Origin of the sequence: Vibrio splendidus (genome assembly GCF_002873455.1) — a bacterium.
GTDB classification, from domain to species: Bacteria; Pseudomonadota; Gammaproteobacteria; order Enterobacterales; family Vibrionaceae; genus Vibrio; species Vibrio splendidus_J.
On sequence record NZ_MCUN01000053.1, the window covers coordinates 25,339 to 41,195 of the forward strand.

At 43.8% G+C, this 15,857-nt stretch carries 19 protein-coding genes; 15 read left to right on the forward strand and 4 right to left on the reverse strand.

Annotated elements, in window-relative coordinates; genetic code table 11:
* The first annotated feature begins 89 nt into the window (after window positions 1-89).
* The 5 genes from BCU75_RS21985 to BCU75_RS22005 all read left to right on the forward strand — a co-directional run bounded on the left by BCU75_RS21985 (window position 90) and on the right by BCU75_RS22005 (window position 4,664).
* On the forward strand, window positions 90-431 hold the full coding sequence (locus BCU75_RS21985; protein ID WP_102475096.1) for a metalloregulator ArsR/SmtB family transcription factor: 342 nt from the start codon (window positions 90-92) through the stop codon (window positions 429-431).
* 40 nt (window positions 432-471) lie between these two features.
* A complete protein-coding gene (locus tag BCU75_RS21990; RefSeq protein ID WP_102475097.1) occupies window positions 472-1,473 on the forward strand; it encodes an ArsJ-associated glyceraldehyde-3-phosphate dehydrogenase in 1,002 nt (333 codons plus the stop codon).
* Between the two features lie 198 nt (window positions 1,474-1,671).
* Window positions 1,672-2,163 (forward strand): cyclin-dependent kinase inhibitor 3 family protein, encoded by a 492-nt coding sequence (locus BCU75_RS21995; RefSeq protein ID WP_102475098.1) that lies wholly within the window; start codon window positions 1,672-1,674, stop codon window positions 2,161-2,163.
* A 97-nt stretch (window positions 2,164-2,260) separates the two neighbouring features.
* Window positions 2,261-3,481, forward strand: a complete 1,221-nt coding sequence (gene arsJ / locus BCU75_RS22000; RefSeq protein ID WP_102475099.1) for an organoarsenical effux MFS transporter ArsJ — start codon at window positions 2,261-2,263, stop codon at window positions 3,479-3,481.
* A 169-nt stretch (window positions 3,482-3,650) separates the two neighbouring features.
* Window positions 3,651-4,664, forward strand: coding sequence for an acyltransferase (locus tag BCU75_RS22005; protein WP_102475100.1), 1,014 nt, complete (start codon window positions 3,651-3,653; stop codon window positions 4,662-4,664).
* 50 nt (window positions 4,665-4,714) lie between these two features.
* On the opposite strand, the gene BCU75_RS22010 is transcribed toward BCU75_RS22005, so the two are convergent.
* Window positions 4,715-5,044 (reverse strand): DUF2500 domain-containing protein, encoded by a 330-nt coding sequence (locus BCU75_RS22010; RefSeq protein WP_102475101.1) that lies wholly within the window; start codon window positions 5,042-5,044, stop codon window positions 4,715-4,717.
* A 244-nt stretch (window positions 5,045-5,288) separates the two neighbouring features.
* On the opposite strand from BCU75_RS22010, the gene BCU75_RS22015 reads away from it, so the two are divergent.
* The 4 genes from BCU75_RS22015 to BCU75_RS22035 all read left to right on the forward strand — a co-directional run bounded on the left by BCU75_RS22015 (window position 5,289) and on the right by BCU75_RS22035 (window position 8,343).
* On the forward strand, window positions 5,289-5,663 hold the full coding sequence (locus tag BCU75_RS22015; RefSeq protein WP_004736595.1) for a hypothetical protein: 375 nt from the start codon (window positions 5,289-5,291) through the stop codon (window positions 5,661-5,663).
* Window positions 5,664-6,591: 928 nt separating this feature from the next.
* Window positions 6,592-7,212: a lysoplasmalogenase gene (locus BCU75_RS22025; protein ID WP_102475102.1), complete on the forward strand. Its 621-nt coding sequence runs from the start codon at window positions 6,592-6,594 to the stop codon at window positions 7,210-7,212.
* A 90-nt stretch (window positions 7,213-7,302) separates the two neighbouring features.
* A complete protein-coding gene (locus BCU75_RS22030; RefSeq protein ID WP_102475103.1) occupies window positions 7,303-7,539 on the forward strand; it encodes a YecH family metal-binding protein in 237 nt (78 codons plus the stop codon).
* Window positions 7,540-7,758: 219 nt separating this feature from the next.
* Window positions 7,759-8,343 carry a YhgN family NAAT transporter gene (locus BCU75_RS22035; protein ID WP_076678541.1) on the forward strand — a complete coding sequence of 195 codons (585 nt, stop codon included), beginning with the start codon at window positions 7,759-7,761 and terminating at the stop codon, window positions 8,341-8,343.
* 111 nt (window positions 8,344-8,454) lie between these two features.
* Here the strand turns inward: BCU75_RS22035 and BCU75_RS22040 are convergent, their stop codons facing one another.
* Complete coding sequence (locus BCU75_RS22040; protein ID WP_004736590.1) at window positions 8,455-8,721, reverse strand: DUF1145 domain-containing protein; 267 nt, start codon at window positions 8,719-8,721, stop codon at window positions 8,455-8,457.
* 10 nt (window positions 8,722-8,731) lie between these two features.
* Window positions 8,732-9,334: a 16S rRNA (guanine(966)-N(2))-methyltransferase RsmD gene (rsmD, locus tag BCU75_RS22045; protein ID WP_004736589.1), complete on the reverse strand. Its 603-nt coding sequence runs from the start codon at window positions 9,332-9,334 to the stop codon at window positions 8,732-8,734.
* Between the two features lie 230 nt (window positions 9,335-9,564).
* On the opposite strand from rsmD, the gene ftsY reads away from it, so the two are divergent.
* The 6 genes from ftsY (at window position 9,565) to glpG (ending at window position 15,216) form a co-directional block, all read left to right on the forward strand.
* Window positions 9,565-10,830 carry a signal recognition particle-docking protein FtsY gene (gene ftsY, locus BCU75_RS22050; protein ID WP_102475104.1) on the forward strand — a complete coding sequence of 422 codons (1,266 nt, stop codon included), beginning with the start codon at window positions 9,565-9,567 and terminating at the stop codon, window positions 10,828-10,830.
* Window positions 10,831-10,907: 77 nt separating this feature from the next.
* Complete coding sequence (ftsE, locus tag BCU75_RS22055) at window positions 10,908-11,585, forward strand: cell division ATP-binding protein FtsE (RefSeq protein WP_004736585.1); 678 nt, start codon at window positions 10,908-10,910, stop codon at window positions 11,583-11,585.
* A complete protein-coding gene (ftsX, locus tag BCU75_RS22060; RefSeq protein ID WP_004736584.1) occupies window positions 11,572-12,540 on the forward strand; it encodes a permease-like cell division protein FtsX in 969 nt (322 codons plus the stop codon). Before ftsE ends, ftsX begins: the two co-directional genes overlap by 14 nt.
* A 177-nt stretch (window positions 12,541-12,717) precedes the next feature.
* Window positions 12,718-13,575, forward strand: coding sequence for an RNA polymerase sigma factor RpoH (gene rpoH / locus BCU75_RS22065; protein WP_026012297.1), 858 nt, complete (start codon window positions 12,718-12,720; stop codon window positions 13,573-13,575).
* A gap of 416 nt (window positions 13,576-13,991) precedes the next feature.
* Window positions 13,992-14,312, forward strand: a complete 321-nt coding sequence (glpE, locus tag BCU75_RS22075) for a thiosulfate sulfurtransferase GlpE (protein WP_102475115.1) — start codon at window positions 13,992-13,994, stop codon at window positions 14,310-14,312.
* Between the two features lie 58 nt (window positions 14,313-14,370).
* The gene (glpG, locus tag BCU75_RS22080; RefSeq protein ID WP_102475105.1) at window positions 14,371-15,216 is read left to right on the forward strand and encodes a rhomboid family intramembrane serine protease GlpG; all 846 of its coding nucleotides are present in this window, start codon (window positions 14,371-14,373) and stop codon (window positions 15,214-15,216) included.
* Between the two features lie 86 nt (window positions 15,217-15,302).
* Here glpG and BCU75_RS22085 read toward each other — a convergent pair whose 3' ends face one another.
* Window positions 15,303-15,710, reverse strand: coding sequence for a flagellar basal body-associated protein FliL (locus tag BCU75_RS22085; RefSeq protein WP_004736708.1), 408 nt, complete (start codon window positions 15,708-15,710; stop codon window positions 15,303-15,305).
* Window positions 15,711-15,857 lie beyond the last annotated feature (147 nt).

Consider the following 15,857-nt stretch of genomic DNA (forward strand, 5'->3'; position numbering starts at 1 on the left):
TTAAACTTTTATGACAATTAAAACGCACGCCTTGACGTGCGTTTTTTTACATTTAACATATATGCATATCCATATATGAGTATGTATTTATGCTTCCTCACCGATTTTTTAAATTACTTTCGGATGAAACGCGAGTGCGTTGCTTAATGTTGATTGTGCGCAATGAGTGTCTCTCTGTTGGTGAGTTGACTCAGGCTTTACAAGAAAGTCAGCCAAAGATTTCCCGTCACTTAGCGCAGTTACGTTCAAATGGCATTTTGATGGATGTTCGCCAAGGGCAGTGGGTGTTTTACCGCTTATCACAAGATTTACCCGGTTGGATGCTCAAGTTAATTGATGACCTTATCGCATCGAACTGTTTGAAAACTGAATACCAGCAAGATATTGAGCGCCTAGAAGCGATGACTTCACGCCCTCAATGTTGCGTTTAAATTTTAATTTAAGTTTCATCACTAGTTGAGAGAAAAGAATATGACAGTCAAAGTAGGTATTAATGGTTTTGGTCGTATCGGCCGCCTAGCACTTCGCGCAGCATTCGATTGGGCTGAGCTAGAATTCGTTCAAATTAACGATGTAGCAGGCGACGCAGCAACACTGGCTCACCTTCTTGAATTCGATTCAGTGCAAGGGCGTTGGAACCACGAAGTCTTGGTTGAAGGCGATGAGATGATCATTAACGGTCAACGCATTAAAACCACACAAGAGCGCGACATCGATGCGATCGATTGGTCTGGCTGTGATGTAGTTATTGAAGCGACAGGTGTTCACCGTAAAACATCTTTCCTAAACAAATACCTAGAGCAAGGCGTGAAGCGCGTTGTGGTCTCTGCGCCAGTGAAAGAAGAAGGCATTGCAAACATCGTTGTCGGAGTGAACGACAACATCTTTGATCCAGCGGTACACAAAATCGTAACCGCAGCATCTTGTACAACCAACTGTCTCGCACCAGTAGTTAAGGTGATCAACGAGAAACTCGGTATCGAGAACGCAACCTTTACCACTATTCACGATCTAACCAATACACAAACTATATTAGATGCTCCGCACAAAGACCTACGTCGTGCTCGTGCATGTGGTATGAGTCTTATCCCGACAACGACAGGCAGTGCTAAAGCGATTGTTGAGATCTTCCCAGAGCTTGAAAACCGTATCAACGGCCACGCGGTTCGTGTACCACTAGCGAATGCTTCTTTAACTGACATCATCTTTGAAGTGAAGCAAGACACCACAGCCGAAGAAGTTAACGCGATGCTGAAAGAAGCCTCTGAGAATGAACTGAAAGGCATTCTTGGCTTTGAAGAGCGTCCACTAGTTTCTATCGATTATAAAGGCGACCAACGCTCAACAATCGTGGATGCACTATCAACTATGTTGGTAGGTAAGCGCATGATTAAGATCTACGCTTGGTACGACAACGAGATGGGTTACGCAACACGTACGGCAGAGCTAGTACGTACAGTTGGTTTAGCATAATCCATACTCTTCATACTTGAAGCTACAGCGTTGTTAACTGCGTAAGTTCACCGGAACGCCGGCCGCCCTAATCACATAGAAAACCTATGCTCATAGGGCTGAACTTCATTTCTTTGTAGGGAAAACGTTGCCTCACTGTAACTCCAATTATTTTGAGTATCGGTTTGCATAGACAAGATTTTTAAGAGATTGATAATTATGACACATCCAACATGGCAACTAGATTTAGAAACTGGTGCGTTAGTGCTTACTCCGTGCCCAGGCACCAAAGAGGCTGACCTAGATGCATCTCTAGCTCAACTAAAAGCGCAAGGCGTAGAAGCGATTGTGACGGCTCTAGACAGTGAAGAACTGGCGAGCAAGAACGTATCTGAGCTAGGCGAGAATGCGCAAGCACTAGGCATGCAGTGGTTCCAAATCGAAATCGAAGACGATTGTGCTCCGGGTGCCGATTTTGCTGCGAAATGGCAGGCGGCTAGCCCTGCGTTGCATCAAGTGGTTGATAATGGCGGCAAGGTTGCGATGCATTGTATGGGCGGTTCTGGTCGCACTGGCTTACTAGCTGCACACCTATTGCTAGAAAAGAACTGGGACATGGGTAAGATTGTTCAAGAAGTGCAGGCGCTTCGCCCAGGGGCATTTACTAAGCCGATTCAAGTTGAATACATTAGTGGCGTAGCGAACAGCTAATAAACCATTGCTGTTATACAAGGGGCTTTTGGTATTTGGAGTGTTGAACTTATCATGATCCAAAAGCTCTTTTTGTTTAGATTGCAGAGATAGCATTATGTTTTCAAATCTAAGTAAGAGCGTTCGCCAATACATGTTGGTGACTTTCAACTACTGGAACTTCACTATTACTGATGGTGCACTTCGCATGCTGGTGGTTTTGTATTTTTACGACCTTGGCTACAGTTCTCTAGAAATTGCCTCACTGTTCTTGTTCTATGAATTCTTTGGTGTGGTGACCAACCTAATCGGTGGCTGGTTAGGGGCGCGTCTTGGCCTCAATAAGACCATGAACATCGGGTTAGGGATGCAAGTCGTTGCTTTGGGTATGCTCGCGGTGCCATCAGCCATGTTGACCATTCCTTGGGTAATGACGGCGCAGGCTTTGTCTGGTATCGCTAAAGACCTCAATAAGATGAGTGCCAAGAGCTCGATTAAGACACTGGTACCTGATGAACAGCAGAGTGCACTTTATAAGTGGATTGCGATTCTGACCGGATCTAAGAATGCGCTTAAAGGCGCAGGGTTCTTTATTGGTGGTTTGTTGCTTTCAACCATTGGTTTCCAATATGCAGTGCTTGCGATGGCTGCTGTGCTGACATTGGTGTTCATTGGCAGCTTGGTGAGCTTAGAAGCGGACATGGGTAAAGCGAAAACCAAGCCCAAGTTTAAGCAGATTTTCTCTAAATCTGAATCCATCAATATCTTGTCTGCAGCTCGTATGTTCCTATTCGGTGCCCGTGACGTGTGGTTTGTGATTGCTTTGCCGATTTACCTCGGCAGTGTGTTTGGTTGGGACCACTCATGGGTAGGTGGCTTCTTAGCGGTTTGGACCATCGCTTATGGCTTTGTACAGGGCATCGCACCTAAGATTACTGGTAAAGCTCAAGGCAAGGTGCCAGATGGGCATGCGGCGCTATTATGGGCGGGTGCATTGGCTATTGTGACTGCCGGTATTGCCTATGCGGTGCAAATTGGCTGGCAACCCGAGTTAGTTATCATCGGTGGCTTGATGGTGTTTGGTGCCATCTTTGCGGTGAACTCATCACTTCACTCATATTTGATTGTGAGTTATGCGAAAGGCGATGGCGTTTCTCTTGATGTCGGTTTCTATTATATGGCAAACGCAATGGGCCGTTTGATTGGCACTATTTTGTCAGGGTTGGTATTCCAAATGGCCGGTTTGTCTGCGTGTCTGTGGGTATCTTTTGCGTTCTTAGCGATAACGACGGTGATCTCTCTGCGTTTACCTAAAGTGCCGCAAATCTCAGCAGCATGAGCTTCAACCGCATGAGCCTCATTTGTAAGAGTGAAAGTCGCATAAGCTTTAGCCGCACGAGCTAAATTAGCGATAAGCCTCTCCTTTAACACTAAGCTGACTTGGTATTTATTCCGGTCAGCTTTTTTATTGCTATAGTAGAATGATTGAATATTAATCAGGCATTTACATGAAGCAGCGAATTCTCTTTTTTGATTTAGCACGATGTGTCGCGGCCATAGCAGTTATCGCGATTCATGTTTTGGCGCCTTATCGGAATGAATTAGGCACCATTCCTTTCGGTGAGTGGCTTACTGCCATTACGGTGAACGGTTTCAGTCGTTGGGCGGTGCCGGTGTTCATCTTGATTACTGGCGCACTGATGCTCAGTGATCAGCGCCCGTTTGACGCTAAATACTACCTCAAGCGTCGTCTGGGCAAGGTACTGATACCTTTCATTGTCTGGTCGCTTTTCTATACCTATCTGTCGGGTTGGTCGGCAATGGGCTTTGATGCCGACGTCAGTTGGGACGTGTTGCTCAATAGCTACCATCATTATACCTACTACCATCTTGGTTTCTTCTATTACTTCATCCCACTCTACTTTGTGATTCCTTTCTTACAGATCATGGTGAGAAAGTACGGTGATAAATCTGTCTATGCATTTACAGCTGTATGGTTGTTCACAACGTTATTGTTCTTGTTGAAAATCGATGGGCCTTGGAGCCATGAATTGTGGTTGTACACCGGGTACTTACCGTTGGGTTACCTGCTGTATAAGATTGTTCCACTTAACAAGCTGACAGTTGGCGTGAGTGTGTTACTTGGTGGGCTAGCGTTACTAACCACTGTTTATATGGTGGTTGATGCAAGTTTGGTAGCAGAAAAGTACACAGTAGGACGTTGGTTATCTTACAAGACGTTGAATACCGTATTAGCGGCGAGCATGGTGTTCATGCTGTGCCGTTATTATGGTGAAGGGTTGTCTGAGAAGAGCAATCAAGTGGTTGGTTTTATCAGTAAACACAGCTTAGGTATTTATCTGCTGCACCCGATTTTTTTATGGCCAATGAAAGAGTTCGGTTGGTATCAAGGACACCCTGCTTGGGTTATTCCATTATGGATCGTGATCAGTGGAGCTGGCGCGTTATGGATGAGCTGGTTGGTCTCTAAATCAGAGAAAACACGTTGGTTACTGCCTTAGCGATTGGAGCTAAGGCTTTTACTGGTGGTTTGTTAAGAGGAGGCGAACGTTTAGCGTTTCAATGCAAAGTGTAAGAACTTTTCGCCTTGGTAGGTTAAGGTTCCTTTGTCGCCAGGATTCAGGGCGTGGAAGTAGTGGATACCAACTTGGAATTCTCGTTTTGGACCAACGACACCGCGTTGAACGTAAATCCAGTATTCTTGATCTTCTTGGCCTGGTTCTGCGTCAGGAAGGTCGATGGATTGTTTGTCTAATACCGTGACGTTCACTTTCTTTTCTGGCGCATTTTCACCTTGCGAGTGCTTTCGATAGAAACCAATAAATACCCAAGCCGCTAGACCGGCGAGTGCAAAAATGGCAAAAAAGAGTGAATTAGGCATATAACCTCCATGTAGTCGTGATGGTTATTCTAGTCTTTCGAGCAATAGGGATATGTGTTTAAAGCCGTTATTCGTGAACTGTTGTAAGCCAAGCTGATTATTTTTCGGCAGACATCACATTTAATGACTGGTTTGGGATAAAGCATTGTTATTTATTGTCTCTTTCTCTCGTAAATAACAGTGATTTTGTATAAGAATAAGGAAATGCTCGACTAGAATTATAGTGTGGAGTGGGAGGGCTAAGATGACCGATATTGAAAAAGTGGTGACAAGAACTCGCAATATAGAGAAGTTATTGAGGCTTCAATATCATGCCGAAGGCGAAGGATTGCATGAGCTTGTAACAAGCTGTGAAGAAAGACTACCACACGATATGGTGAGCAAGCTGCGTTATATAGCAACGTGTCGTAATAAGGTAGTCAATGAACATGAGGCTAAGTTGGAAGACCAACATAAGTTCATCATGATGTGTAACGACTGTGAGAAGGAGCTGACTCCACGTAGTGGTCGTTTTATCTGGCGAGTTGCGATCTTACTGATGATGGCAATGACTTTAGCTGCCGCGGGTTTCTATTATGCAAACTGGGATGTGCTAACACTGCATCTGTTTTCGAAGTGAAAAAATTGAACAAAAAAAAAGGACGCTCATGGCGTCCCTTTTTTTATCTGTAACTTGCTTAGTACATCATCGGTAGTGTCATTAGACCTACAACTACCGCGATCATTACAAGTCCTTGTCTTTGCGAAGATGAAATCATAACACTACTCCTAAATTTGGTTGTCTCTCGCTATGTTTTAAACAATAGCACTACTTATGGCTTTAGATCAAGAATTACTTTCGAAAGCTTTAAAAGTAGTAGAAAACTATGAGTTTTTGGCTTGTTTGGCTGTATTTAACTGTGTCTTATGGTGTGTTCTTATTTTGTTCGTTGTGATTCATGTTTGTTCTTATTTTATTTAAGTTGTTGTTTTATAATGGTTGTTTTGTGTGATTTATATTGTTAAAGGTTGTTAAACTGTATTAATGGGGGTTGGTGGTTTCTGACTTTGATTTGGTTCTGTTTTTTATTTTTCGGCTTGGTTTTTGTGGCGATTTTTACAGAGAGCTTGAGAAAAACTGACAAAGTTGGGTTTTAAGAAATCAATCTACTTACTTTATAAGTCTAGAGCGATATCGTGTTTTTATTTTCCAGTAAACTCTAGGTTTGTTTATTTAAGTTATTGTTAATATTGGTTTTAGTTGAAGTATTTTTAACTTTATAAGTGTGATATTTTACGATATATGGGGTTTTCATAAGGATTCTATAGGTTAGAAGTGACCAAAATTCAAGTCAGGGCGCTCTAATGCCAGTTTAAATAAGTTTTACGATGAATCACTCTAGTTTTAAAAGAATAGCCATAATCGCCATGGTAATTGTTACGACTTCAATCTAAAGAGACTCTTTTTAGTGGAAGCGTAATCAAGATCCAATTTTGAGGGGCTGAGGCTTTACATCAACACTCGTGTGCCTAGACTGACGACGATTTAAAGCAATAGGGCAAATGGTATGTGGAGTTGGTTGGCGGTTTCCTTATCTGGTATCGGAGCAATAGCAGGAACGAAACATGGACATATCGGGCAGGCCTTGTCGTATAAGGTATTTACCTTTGTATTATTAGCGACCATTGCTTTAACTCAATCTGTAGTTGCGGACTTTACCTATTGGATAGTCGCTGGGTTGACGATCTCTGCGATCGCAGATGTCCTTCATACGGTTACTCAGAAACGCCTTTTGCATTTTGTTTGCTTCCTATTGGCTCAGCTCTGTTACAGCAAAGCATTTTGGTTACAACTATCAGGAGAAATGGTCTGGTGGTTGTTTGCACTTCTATTAGCGGCTTGTATCGTTGCTTTCTTCTTATTACTGCCTCGCTTAGACAAGCTCGTCTTTCCTGTGGTTATCATGGGTATCGTGCTTATTCAGCTTGCATGGGCTTCTGGTGAGGTCTGGTTGCTTGATCCTCAACTGTCGCATGCGGTGGGTTTTTCTGGTTGTGCCGTGTTGCTGCTTTCGGCATTGGCGTACGCTTTGAATTGCTATCGTAGCCCAATTAAGGGTGCCTACTTTTGGGTGACTGGCAGTTACTTTCTGGCGCACGCTCTCATTGTTGCTTCCCTTACCATTTAGGGTAGAGCTATCTTAATTCTGAGCTACATCAAGGCAGCTAAGATGAAAGTAGGTACTCTACGTCTACTTCATTAAACATGAGATAGAGTTATGACTACCGAAATTCATGCACACAACGTTTTAAACCTACTGAGTGAAAAGCCACTGACTCGTGAAGAGTTGACGCAAGAGCTCGATCAAACATATGGCGCAGAAGCTCGCTTCCATACGTGTAAGCTAAATGGTCTGGATTTGGATGACCTGCTGAAATTTTTCCTGAAGATGGAAAAGGTCGTGGTTGTTGATGATAAACTTTGCACCAATCGCGAACGCGTGTGTAACCACTAATCTCGAGTAACAATTGGTTTTTTGAGCCCTTTGACTTTTATATAAGAAGAGTGGATGCGATGCTTTTCGGCTCCACTCTTTAAATTATCTCTTCTAGCTTTCTATCTGCTCTCGCAAAATTCCCTTTTAATTACGTAAATTAATCCTTTTATTACTGCGTTCGAAAATCAATGTTGAGGCTGCTATACTCCGCGCACTTACGCTTTTCGAGACAAACTTATGGAAATTTTATCTGCAGCAACCATGCTGTTTCTTATTATGGATCCGCTTGGTAACTTACCAATCGTGCTTTCTATCCTTAAGCATATTGATCCGAAACGTCGCCGTATTGTTCTTGTTCGTGAACTGATGTTTGCACTGATTATCCTGCTGTTGTTCTTGTTCGCTGGCCAAAGCATTATGAACTTCCTGCACGTGCAGCCTGAAACGTTGAGTATTTCTGGCGGTATTATTCTGTTCATCATCGCAATTAAGATGATTTTCCCAAGTGCAGGCAGTATTACTGGCCTAGCGGCGGGTGAAGAGCCGTTTATCGTGCCGATGGCTATTCCGATGATTGCAGGCCCGTCGGTGATTGCTGCACTGATTTTGCTGTCGACACAGCACCCTGACAACATGTTAGAGCTTTCAGCCGCGGTGATGCTGGCTTGGGGCGCTACCTTCTTTATTCTGATGTTTAATGGTTTCTTCCTGCGAGTGCTGGGTGAGCGAGGCCTTAAAGCCATCGAACGCTTGATGGGCTTGTTGCTGGTTATGTTGTCGACGCAAATGTTCCTAGATGGTGTGAAAGGCTACATTGGTTAATATTATCGATGAATAAAAAAACGCCGCTCAAATGAGCGGCGTTTTTGTCTTTACTGTTTCTGTCATGATGTTTTCTGTAGCTAAGCGTTTTATATCTGAGCTTAAGCTTGATTACATCATGTGTTTGCGTCGGATATCGAGGAGGGCAAAGACTCCGAAAATCAATATTGACCACTTCTCCCAACGTGACATTTCGATCTTATCGCCGAAAGCACCGATAAAAATCAGCATCTGCAGGCCGTGCATGAAGAACAAGAATGCTGTCATGATGTAAAGCGCAATCGCAGCATTACCCGGGAATGGGTAGAAAATATTTACGATTAAGATAAACCAAACAAAGGCGATGGCTACTTTTGCTAGTGGAAGTAAGAACTTCATTCAATAACTCCTATTCTTCAGTGGTTCGATTAAAAAGTCGGTAGCTAGACTGGCCAGTGGTCTTATCGCGATGCAATTCCCAGTTCTCTGGCATAGCCTCAAGCTGCAGCTCTTTTTCTGTCTCGACGTAAATGATGGCGTTGTCTGCCAACCAGCCATTGCTCTCAAGCAGTTGTACAGTTTCTGCAAGTAAGCCTTTACGAAATGGTGGATCAAGGAAAACCATATCGTAAGGAGTACCAGGCTTCTTAAGGAAAGAGATAGCATCAGTATTCACGACATTGATGTTGTCTGCCTTGAGCTCTTTCGCGTTATCAGAAAGCTGTTTGGCCGCCTTTTGATTCATTTCGAGCAGTGTCACCATTTTTGCTTGGCGAGAAGCTGCTTCAAAACCTAGACCGCCAGAACCGGCAAATACATCCAAGCAAGTTGAATGTGGGATATCTTGAGCCACCCAGTTAAAGAGTGTTTCTTTGACTCGGTCAATGGTTGGGCGTAATCCCTCTAAATCATGAACAGGTAGCTTTCTACCTCTCCATGAGCCACTAATAATTCGAACAAAGCCTCCGGATGGCTTTTTTTGTGATGTGTTTTGCTGGCGACGTCTTACCATAGATTTTTTGACCGCTAATAAAGTGATACTATACCGAGCCCAATTTAAGTGGGTTCGAATATTTAATAAATTTGCAATGACAAAGTGTATCAAGCTAAAAGCAAACTTATCACTGCTTTGTCATTTTTCTTTACTATTCGTTTGTACAAGCTTGTATTGTATAACAATAGCAAAGAGTCGACGTGTATTAAGTCAATACAGCTAATTAGTAAATCTAGGAAACTCCTCTGATGACGGAAAAAAAGAAGCGCGGATTATTATCGTGGCTTGGTTTTGGTGAAGAAGAACAAAGCCCAAAAACTCAGAATGAAGCGAACGTAGAAAACGTTGAAGAGCAAACTGAAGTTGAATCACAAGTCGAGGTTGAACAAGCCGAGTCTGAACTAGAGGCAACTACGCCGGTTGAATCTAAGCCAGTTGATTCAGAGCAAGCGCTTGAAGAGAATCAGCAAGAGCAGCAGTCTGTCGCAGCAGAAGCAGAAGCAGAAGCAGAAGTAGAAGTAGAAGCAGAAGCAGAACAGGAAGATGTTGCTGTTCCTCAAGCTCAGGTTGAAGAAGTTCAAGATAAGCCGACAGAAAGCTTCTTTGCGCGCCTTAAGCGTAGCCTTAGCCGCACTAAAGCAAACATCGGTGCTGGCTTCTTTGGCTTGTTCAAGGGGAAGCAAATCGATGAAGATCTGTTTGAAGAACTAGAAGAGCAACTTCTGATCGCTGACGTGGGCATGAATACCACGGTTAAGATCATTGAAAATCTGACAGAAAAAGCATCTCGCAATGACCTAAAAGACGGTGAAGCTCTATATGGTCTGCTCAAAGAAGAGATGTCAGAAATCTTGAGCCAAGTGGAACAGCCATTGGTTGTTGATACGACTAAAACACCTTACGTTATTTTAATGGTTGGTGTGAACGGCGTCGGTAAGACAACCACCATCGGTAAGCTGGCTAAACAATTCCAAGGTGAAGGCAAGAAAGTGATGTTGGCGGCGGGTGATACCTTCCGTGCGGCAGCGGTTGAACAACTTCAGGTTTGGGGTCAACGTAATAATGTTCCTGTGATCGCTCAGCACACAGGTGCCGATAGCGCGTCTGTTATCTACGATGCCATTGAAGCGGCGAAAGCACGTGGTGTTGATGTTGTGATTGCCGATACTGCAGGTCGTTTGCAGAACAAGAGCAACTTGATGGAAGAGCTGCGTAAGATTGTTCGTGTAATGAAGAAGATTGATGACTCTGCACCGCACGAAATCATGTTAACGCTAGATGCAGGTACCGGTCAGAATGCTATCAGCCAAGCGAAGCTGTTCAGTGACGTGGCACCAGTAACGGGTATTACGCTAACTAAGCTAGATGGTACAGCGAAAGGTGGCGTGATTTTCTCAATTGCTGACCAGTTCCAGATTCCAATCCGCTACATTGGTGTGGGTGAAGGTATTGATGACCTGCGTCCATTTGAGTCGAAAGACTTTATTGAAGCACTATTTAGCCGCGAAGAGTAACGCGTGTAGCAAAGTGGTTTATCCTTAACCTGCTACCGTTTTAAATTTGATATGAGTGATCGTAAGAGGAATTTTCGGTGATCAAATTTCAGCAAGTGAGCAAAGCCTACCGAGGCGGACGACAAGCGCTCCAAAAAGTGGACTTTCACCTTAAACGTGGAGAGATGGCTTTTTTGGGTGGGCACTCTGGAGCTGGTAAAAGTACCTTACTGAAGTTGATCTGCGCCATCGAGCGTCCAACTGACGGACGTGTTTGGTTTAACGATCACGATATCACTCGTATTCCAGCTAAAGACATTCCCTTCTTACGTCGTAACATCGGGATTGTCTTTCAAGACCATCGCCTACTGATGGATCGCTCGATTTTTGATAACGTCGCACTGCCTATGCGTATTGAATCTATTTCTGAAAATGAAATAAAACGCCGAGTCAGTGCTGCGTTGGATAAAACCGGCTTACTAGACAAAGCCCGTTGTTTGCCAAGCCAGCTTTCTGGTGGTGAGCAGCAACGTGTGGGTATCGCTCGCGCTGTGGTTAACCGTCCAACTCTGCTTTTAGCGGATGAGCCGACCGGTAACCTCGATCCTGAATTATCTAACCGTGTATTACGTTTGTTTGAAGAGTTCAACCGTGCGGGTGTCACGATCATCCTAGCGACGCACGATATCGGGTTAGTGAACACTCGCCCTCAGTACCGTCATCTTGAGTTAAACCAAGGCTTTTTGAGTGAGGTTGAAGACTATGGCCGCGAATAAGCGCATTAAGAAACCTCAATCCAATCGAGCAGCAAACCGGGCTTCAAGCGACGGTTTCTTTGTTGTTCATTGGAAACAAGCTAAGTCATCGTTCTCGCAAATGTGGCAACGTCCGTTGGGTAACTTGTTGACCCTTGCGGTGATCTCAATGGCTTTGGCGATGCCAGCTTGTTTGTACCTGCTGGGCAAGAACGTTGGTGAAGTGGCTCAAGATGTCACCAGCCCGTCACAAATAAGTGCTTATGTAGAGGATGGCATTCCTGAGCCGAGAGTAATGGTGCTTAAGGATGAAATTGAAAGTTGGGATCAAGTCGAGCTGGTGGAATACATTTCACCGCAACAAGGGCTTGCGGATCTAAGCCAGTATTCTGGTTTTGAAGATGCCCTGACTATCCTAGATGATTATTCATTGCCAGGTGTGTTGGTGATTACGCCAAGCGTGCACAGTGATGTCTTAATCAAAGAATTAGCAAGCAACGTTAAAAAGCAAGAGCTAGTGACCGATGTTCGTTTAGACGAAGATTGGTTAGCTCGATTAGATGCGATCAAAGCATTAGCAGCTGTCATCGTTATTACCCTAACGGTATTGATGTTGGGCGCGGTATTTTTGATTATCGGCAATACATTACGTTTTAATGTGTTGGCGCATAAAGACGAGATTCAAACCATGAAGCTGATTGGTGCTACCGACAGCTACATTCTTCGACCATACCTTTATGCAGGGATGTGGTTTGGGGTATTAGGTTCGATTAGCGCTTGGGTAATGACGGCATTGATTACCGTATTGCTCAACAGTGCAGTGGATGACTTGGCTCAGCTTTATGATAGTCACTTCCGCTTAATTGGCCTGAGTTGGGATGAATCTTTATTGCTTTTGATCGTCGGAACCCTGCTTGGTAGTGTGGCCGCGAAGCTTTCCGCACAGCGTCACCTAAAAGAAATTGAACCAGTTTAGGTGAATAGAGTCATATTTAGACGAAAAATAGGCACTTCTTAACCAGTTTTAGCCTTGTATAGACGAATTGATTATGCATAATTACTTCCCCCTCCTTGAAACCTGTTCATTTTAGGTTCAAGATTGTTGGGTTTTAATAGATGTATTACTCCAGATCAGAGATTGATGAGGAACCGAATGGCAAACCAAGCGTATCAAATGGCTTTAGTCACACAAGATAGTTTAGATAGCTATATCCGATCAGCGAACAGCTACCCAATGCTGACGCCTGAAGAGGAACGTGGACTTGCAGAGCGATTACATTACAAAGGTGAGATCGATGCTGCGAAAGGCTTGATCCTTTCCCACCTACGATTCGTGGTACACGTTGCAAGAGGCTACTCTGGCTACGGGCTACCAATGGCTGATCTCGTCCAAGAAGGTAACATCGGCTTGATGAAGGCTGTTAAGCGCTTCAATCCAGAAGTTGGTGTTCGTCTAGTCTCTTTTGCTGTTCACTGGATCAAAGCTGAGATTCATGAGTACGTTTTGCGTAACTGGCGTATCGTTAAGATCGCAACAACGAAAGCACAACGTAAATTGTTCTTTAACCTTCGTAAGTCTAAAAAGCGTTTAGGTTGGTTCAATAACGGCGAAGTTGAGACGGTTGCACGTGAGTTGGGTGTTGAGCCTTCAGAAGTTCGTGAGATGGAATCTCGCTTAGCGGCACAAGACGCTACGTTTGAAGCCCCGATGGATGACGATGACGGTGGTTCTGCTTACACGGCTCCAGTTTATTACCTAGAAGACAAAGCATCAGACGTTGCAGAAACGGTTGAAGCGGCTAACTGGGAATCTCATACCAATAATCGTTTAGGGCTCGCATTGAAGAGCTTAGACGAACGCAGCCAGCATATTGTGCGCTCACGTTGGTTGGATGATAACAAGTCGACCCTGCAAGACTTAGCTGATACTTACAGCATTTCTGCAGAACGTGTTCGTCAGTTAGAAAAGAATGCGATGAAGAAATTGAAACAAGCCGTTGGCGATTTCTAAGCATACTAAACTAACTGCACCATAAAAATTAGAATTTAAAAGGCCGAGATCGAGAGATCTCGGCCTTTTTGTTTTGGATCGATTTCTCAATTTTTGCGATCGAAATTTGCAAAGTGATTTTGTGGATAACTCTGTGAGAAGTTTATTCGTCAGCTGTCTAAAAGCAGGGTGTAGTAAGGCTTTGAAGGGGTTTTTCGAGTGGGGATATGTTTCAGTTAACCCACAGCTAGATCAGGATCATTACTACATGTTGTGGATCTATTTTTAAAAAAGCACTTTATTCACGCAATTCACAGGTTTATCCACAAATGGTGTAAAAGTGATCGCTGGTGGATAACCTTATTAAGTGGATGTGATTGTTAGCCTTGGGATAGGTTACAATGGCAGCAAAGCAAATCAGTATAAAAGAGAAAGTCATGGACCAGTTTAAACATATCGATGTTAAAGGTGCTCAAGCCCTTATTGAACAAGGCGAAGCTCGACTTGTCGATATACGTGACCCGCAGTCTTTTGCGGTAGCTCACTCAAAAACCGCTTACCATCTTACTAACGATACGATGGTGTCGTTCATGGATGAGGTTGAGTTCGAACAGCCAATCTTAGTGATGTGTTATCACGGTATTAGTAGCCAAGGTGCGGCACAATATTTAGTGAACCAAGGCTTTGAAGAGGTATATAGTGTTGATGGTGGGTTTGAAGCTTGGCATCGTGCTGAACTTCCAGTGATCGTGGGTTAATAGCCTTTATCACTTGAACCGCTTCAAGCATCTCTCATAGCATGAATAGGAAGTACCAATGATTAGATTGATGGTGTTAGACAATCCACGTCTTGCTCAAGCGTTTATTGATTTTATGGCCTCTCGTCAGATCCCTATTCAGATGTCACCTGAGGGAGAAGGACGTTTTGCTCTTTGGCTTCTTGATGGTCAATATCAGGTTGAAACCGAGGCTGAGCTGAATCGTTTTCTCGCTGAACCCAATCATAAGCGCTATCAAGCAGCGTCTTGGGATATGGCAGAGACCAGAAAGAGCAACTTTCATTATCATACCCCGAGCTTCATGGGCATGATAAAAGCAAAAGCAGGCCCAGTAACACTCAGCATTATGCTGGTATGTGTCGTTATTTTTGCTCTGCAGCAGATAGGTTTTGGTCAGGCTATTTTTAACGCCTTACACTTTCCTGCGGTTGATGGACAACAATGGCAGCTTTGGCGCTGGTTAAGTCACGCTGTTTTACATTTCTCTGTTATGCATATCGCATTCAATATTTTGTGGTGGTGGCAACTGGGCGGAGATATAGAGAAAAAGTTAGGCGGTCTTAAGCTACTTCAGATCTTTGCTGTCTCTTCTGCGCTTTCAGGTGCTGGGCAGTATTGGGTTGAAGGGGCGAATTTCGGTGGTTTGTCTGGTGTTGTGTATGCCCTGGTTGGTTACTTATGGGTTGTCGGTGTGAAGGCTCCACAACTTGGCTTAGGTATTCCAAGACAGATCGTCGGCTTTATGTTGGTGTGGTTAGTGCTTGGGTACATGCAGCCGTTCATGGCCATTGCAAACACAGCTCATTTGGCTGGCTTAGCGGCTGGTGTCATTATTGGTTGGATTGATGCAATGAAAGCACCGAGTTCAGCACGAAGCGAGTAGATGCTTTTTGGCAGTAGTTAAATGATAGAGACAAAAAAGCGGCCAGATGAGCCGCTTTTTTATTTGGATTCGTTTTTACATCATTATTACTGATAAAGGTATTTGGTAAATAGTAAGTCAGCAATGAGGGTTTTGCCTGTCTCAGGAAGTAACACTTTGTTGAGGTGCTCAACTAAGGTTTTTCTTAAATCTTCACGACCAGACAGAGACTTAATGGTTTCTTCGTTTTGTTTACCGAGCAATTCAATCACAGCATCACGAATCAGTGGTTGGTGGTGCTCAATGGCTGCCAGGTCGTTACTATTCGCAACCATAATATCGAGGCGAACCTGAATGTAGCCCAGTTTTTTACCTTTAGTGTAAAAATTGGTGGTCAGGTCAGGCTCTAGTGTGAAGTAGGCTAGTTTGGGTGCCGACTCCTCTTCAGCGAAACTTGATGCTGAAAAGAGTAGGGTAATCGCAAGAAATATTTGGGCTACATAACGTTTGTGCATATTTGTGACTTTTCTTTAGTTTATTCGCGATATTCGAAACGCATTAGTCTTGTTACAATGAGCGGTCTAAATCTAAATACGTTTACAATTCGAAGAACGCTTTAATTTTGTTCGAAAGTTGAAGCTTTATTGTACGTGTAAAGTCAC

Coding starts and splice junctions, on each gene's coding strand:
- BCU75_RS22005 (WP_102475100.1), top strand. CDS start 3,651: ATGAAGCAGCGAATTCTCTTTTTTGATTTAGCACGATGTGTCGCGGCC.
- glpG (WP_102475105.1), top strand. CDS start 14,371: ATGATTAGATTGATGGTGTTAGACAATCCACGTCTTGCTCAAGCGTTT.
- arsJ (WP_102475099.1), top strand. CDS start 2,261: ATGTTTTCAAATCTAAGTAAGAGCGTTCGCCAATACATGTTGGTGACT.
- glpE (WP_102475115.1), top strand. CDS start 13,992: ATGGACCAGTTTAAACATATCGATGTTAAAGGTGCTCAAGCCCTTATT.
- BCU75_RS22085 (WP_004736708.1), bottom strand. CDS start 15,710: ATGCACAAACGTTATGTAGCCCAAATATTTCTTGCGATTACCCTACTC.
- BCU75_RS22035 (WP_076678541.1), top strand. CDS start 7,759: ATGGAAATTTTATCTGCAGCAACCATGCTGTTTCTTATTATGGATCCG.
- BCU75_RS21990 (WP_102475097.1), top strand. CDS start 472: ATGACAGTCAAAGTAGGTATTAATGGTTTTGGTCGTATCGGCCGCCTA.
- BCU75_RS21985 (WP_102475096.1), top strand. CDS start 90: ATGCTTCCTCACCGATTTTTTAAATTACTTTCGGATGAAACGCGAGTG.
- ftsX (WP_004736584.1), top strand. CDS start 11,572: ATGGCCGCGAATAAGCGCATTAAGAAACCTCAATCCAATCGAGCAGCA.
- BCU75_RS22030 (WP_102475103.1), top strand. CDS start 7,303: ATGACTACCGAAATTCATGCACACAACGTTTTAAACCTACTGAGTGAA.
- BCU75_RS22010 (WP_102475101.1), bottom strand. CDS start 5,044: ATGCCTAATTCACTCTTTTTTGCCATTTTTGCACTCGCCGGTCTAGCG.
- rpoH (WP_026012297.1), top strand. CDS start 12,718: ATGGCAAACCAAGCGTATCAAATGGCTTTAGTCACACAAGATAGTTTA.
- BCU75_RS21995 (WP_102475098.1), top strand. CDS start 1,672: ATGACACATCCAACATGGCAACTAGATTTAGAAACTGGTGCGTTAGTG.
- rsmD (WP_004736589.1), bottom strand. CDS start 9,334: ATGGTAAGACGTCGCCAGCAAAACACATCACAAAAAAAGCCATCCGGA.
- BCU75_RS22015 (WP_004736595.1), top strand. CDS start 5,289: ATGACCGATATTGAAAAAGTGGTGACAAGAACTCGCAATATAGAGAAG.
- ftsY (WP_102475104.1), top strand. CDS start 9,565: ATGACGGAAAAAAAGAAGCGCGGATTATTATCGTGGCTTGGTTTTGGT.
- BCU75_RS22025 (WP_102475102.1), top strand. CDS start 6,592: ATGTGGAGTTGGTTGGCGGTTTCCTTATCTGGTATCGGAGCAATAGCA.
- BCU75_RS22040 (WP_004736590.1), bottom strand. CDS start 8,721: ATGAAGTTCTTACTTCCACTAGCAAAAGTAGCCATCGCCTTTGTTTGG.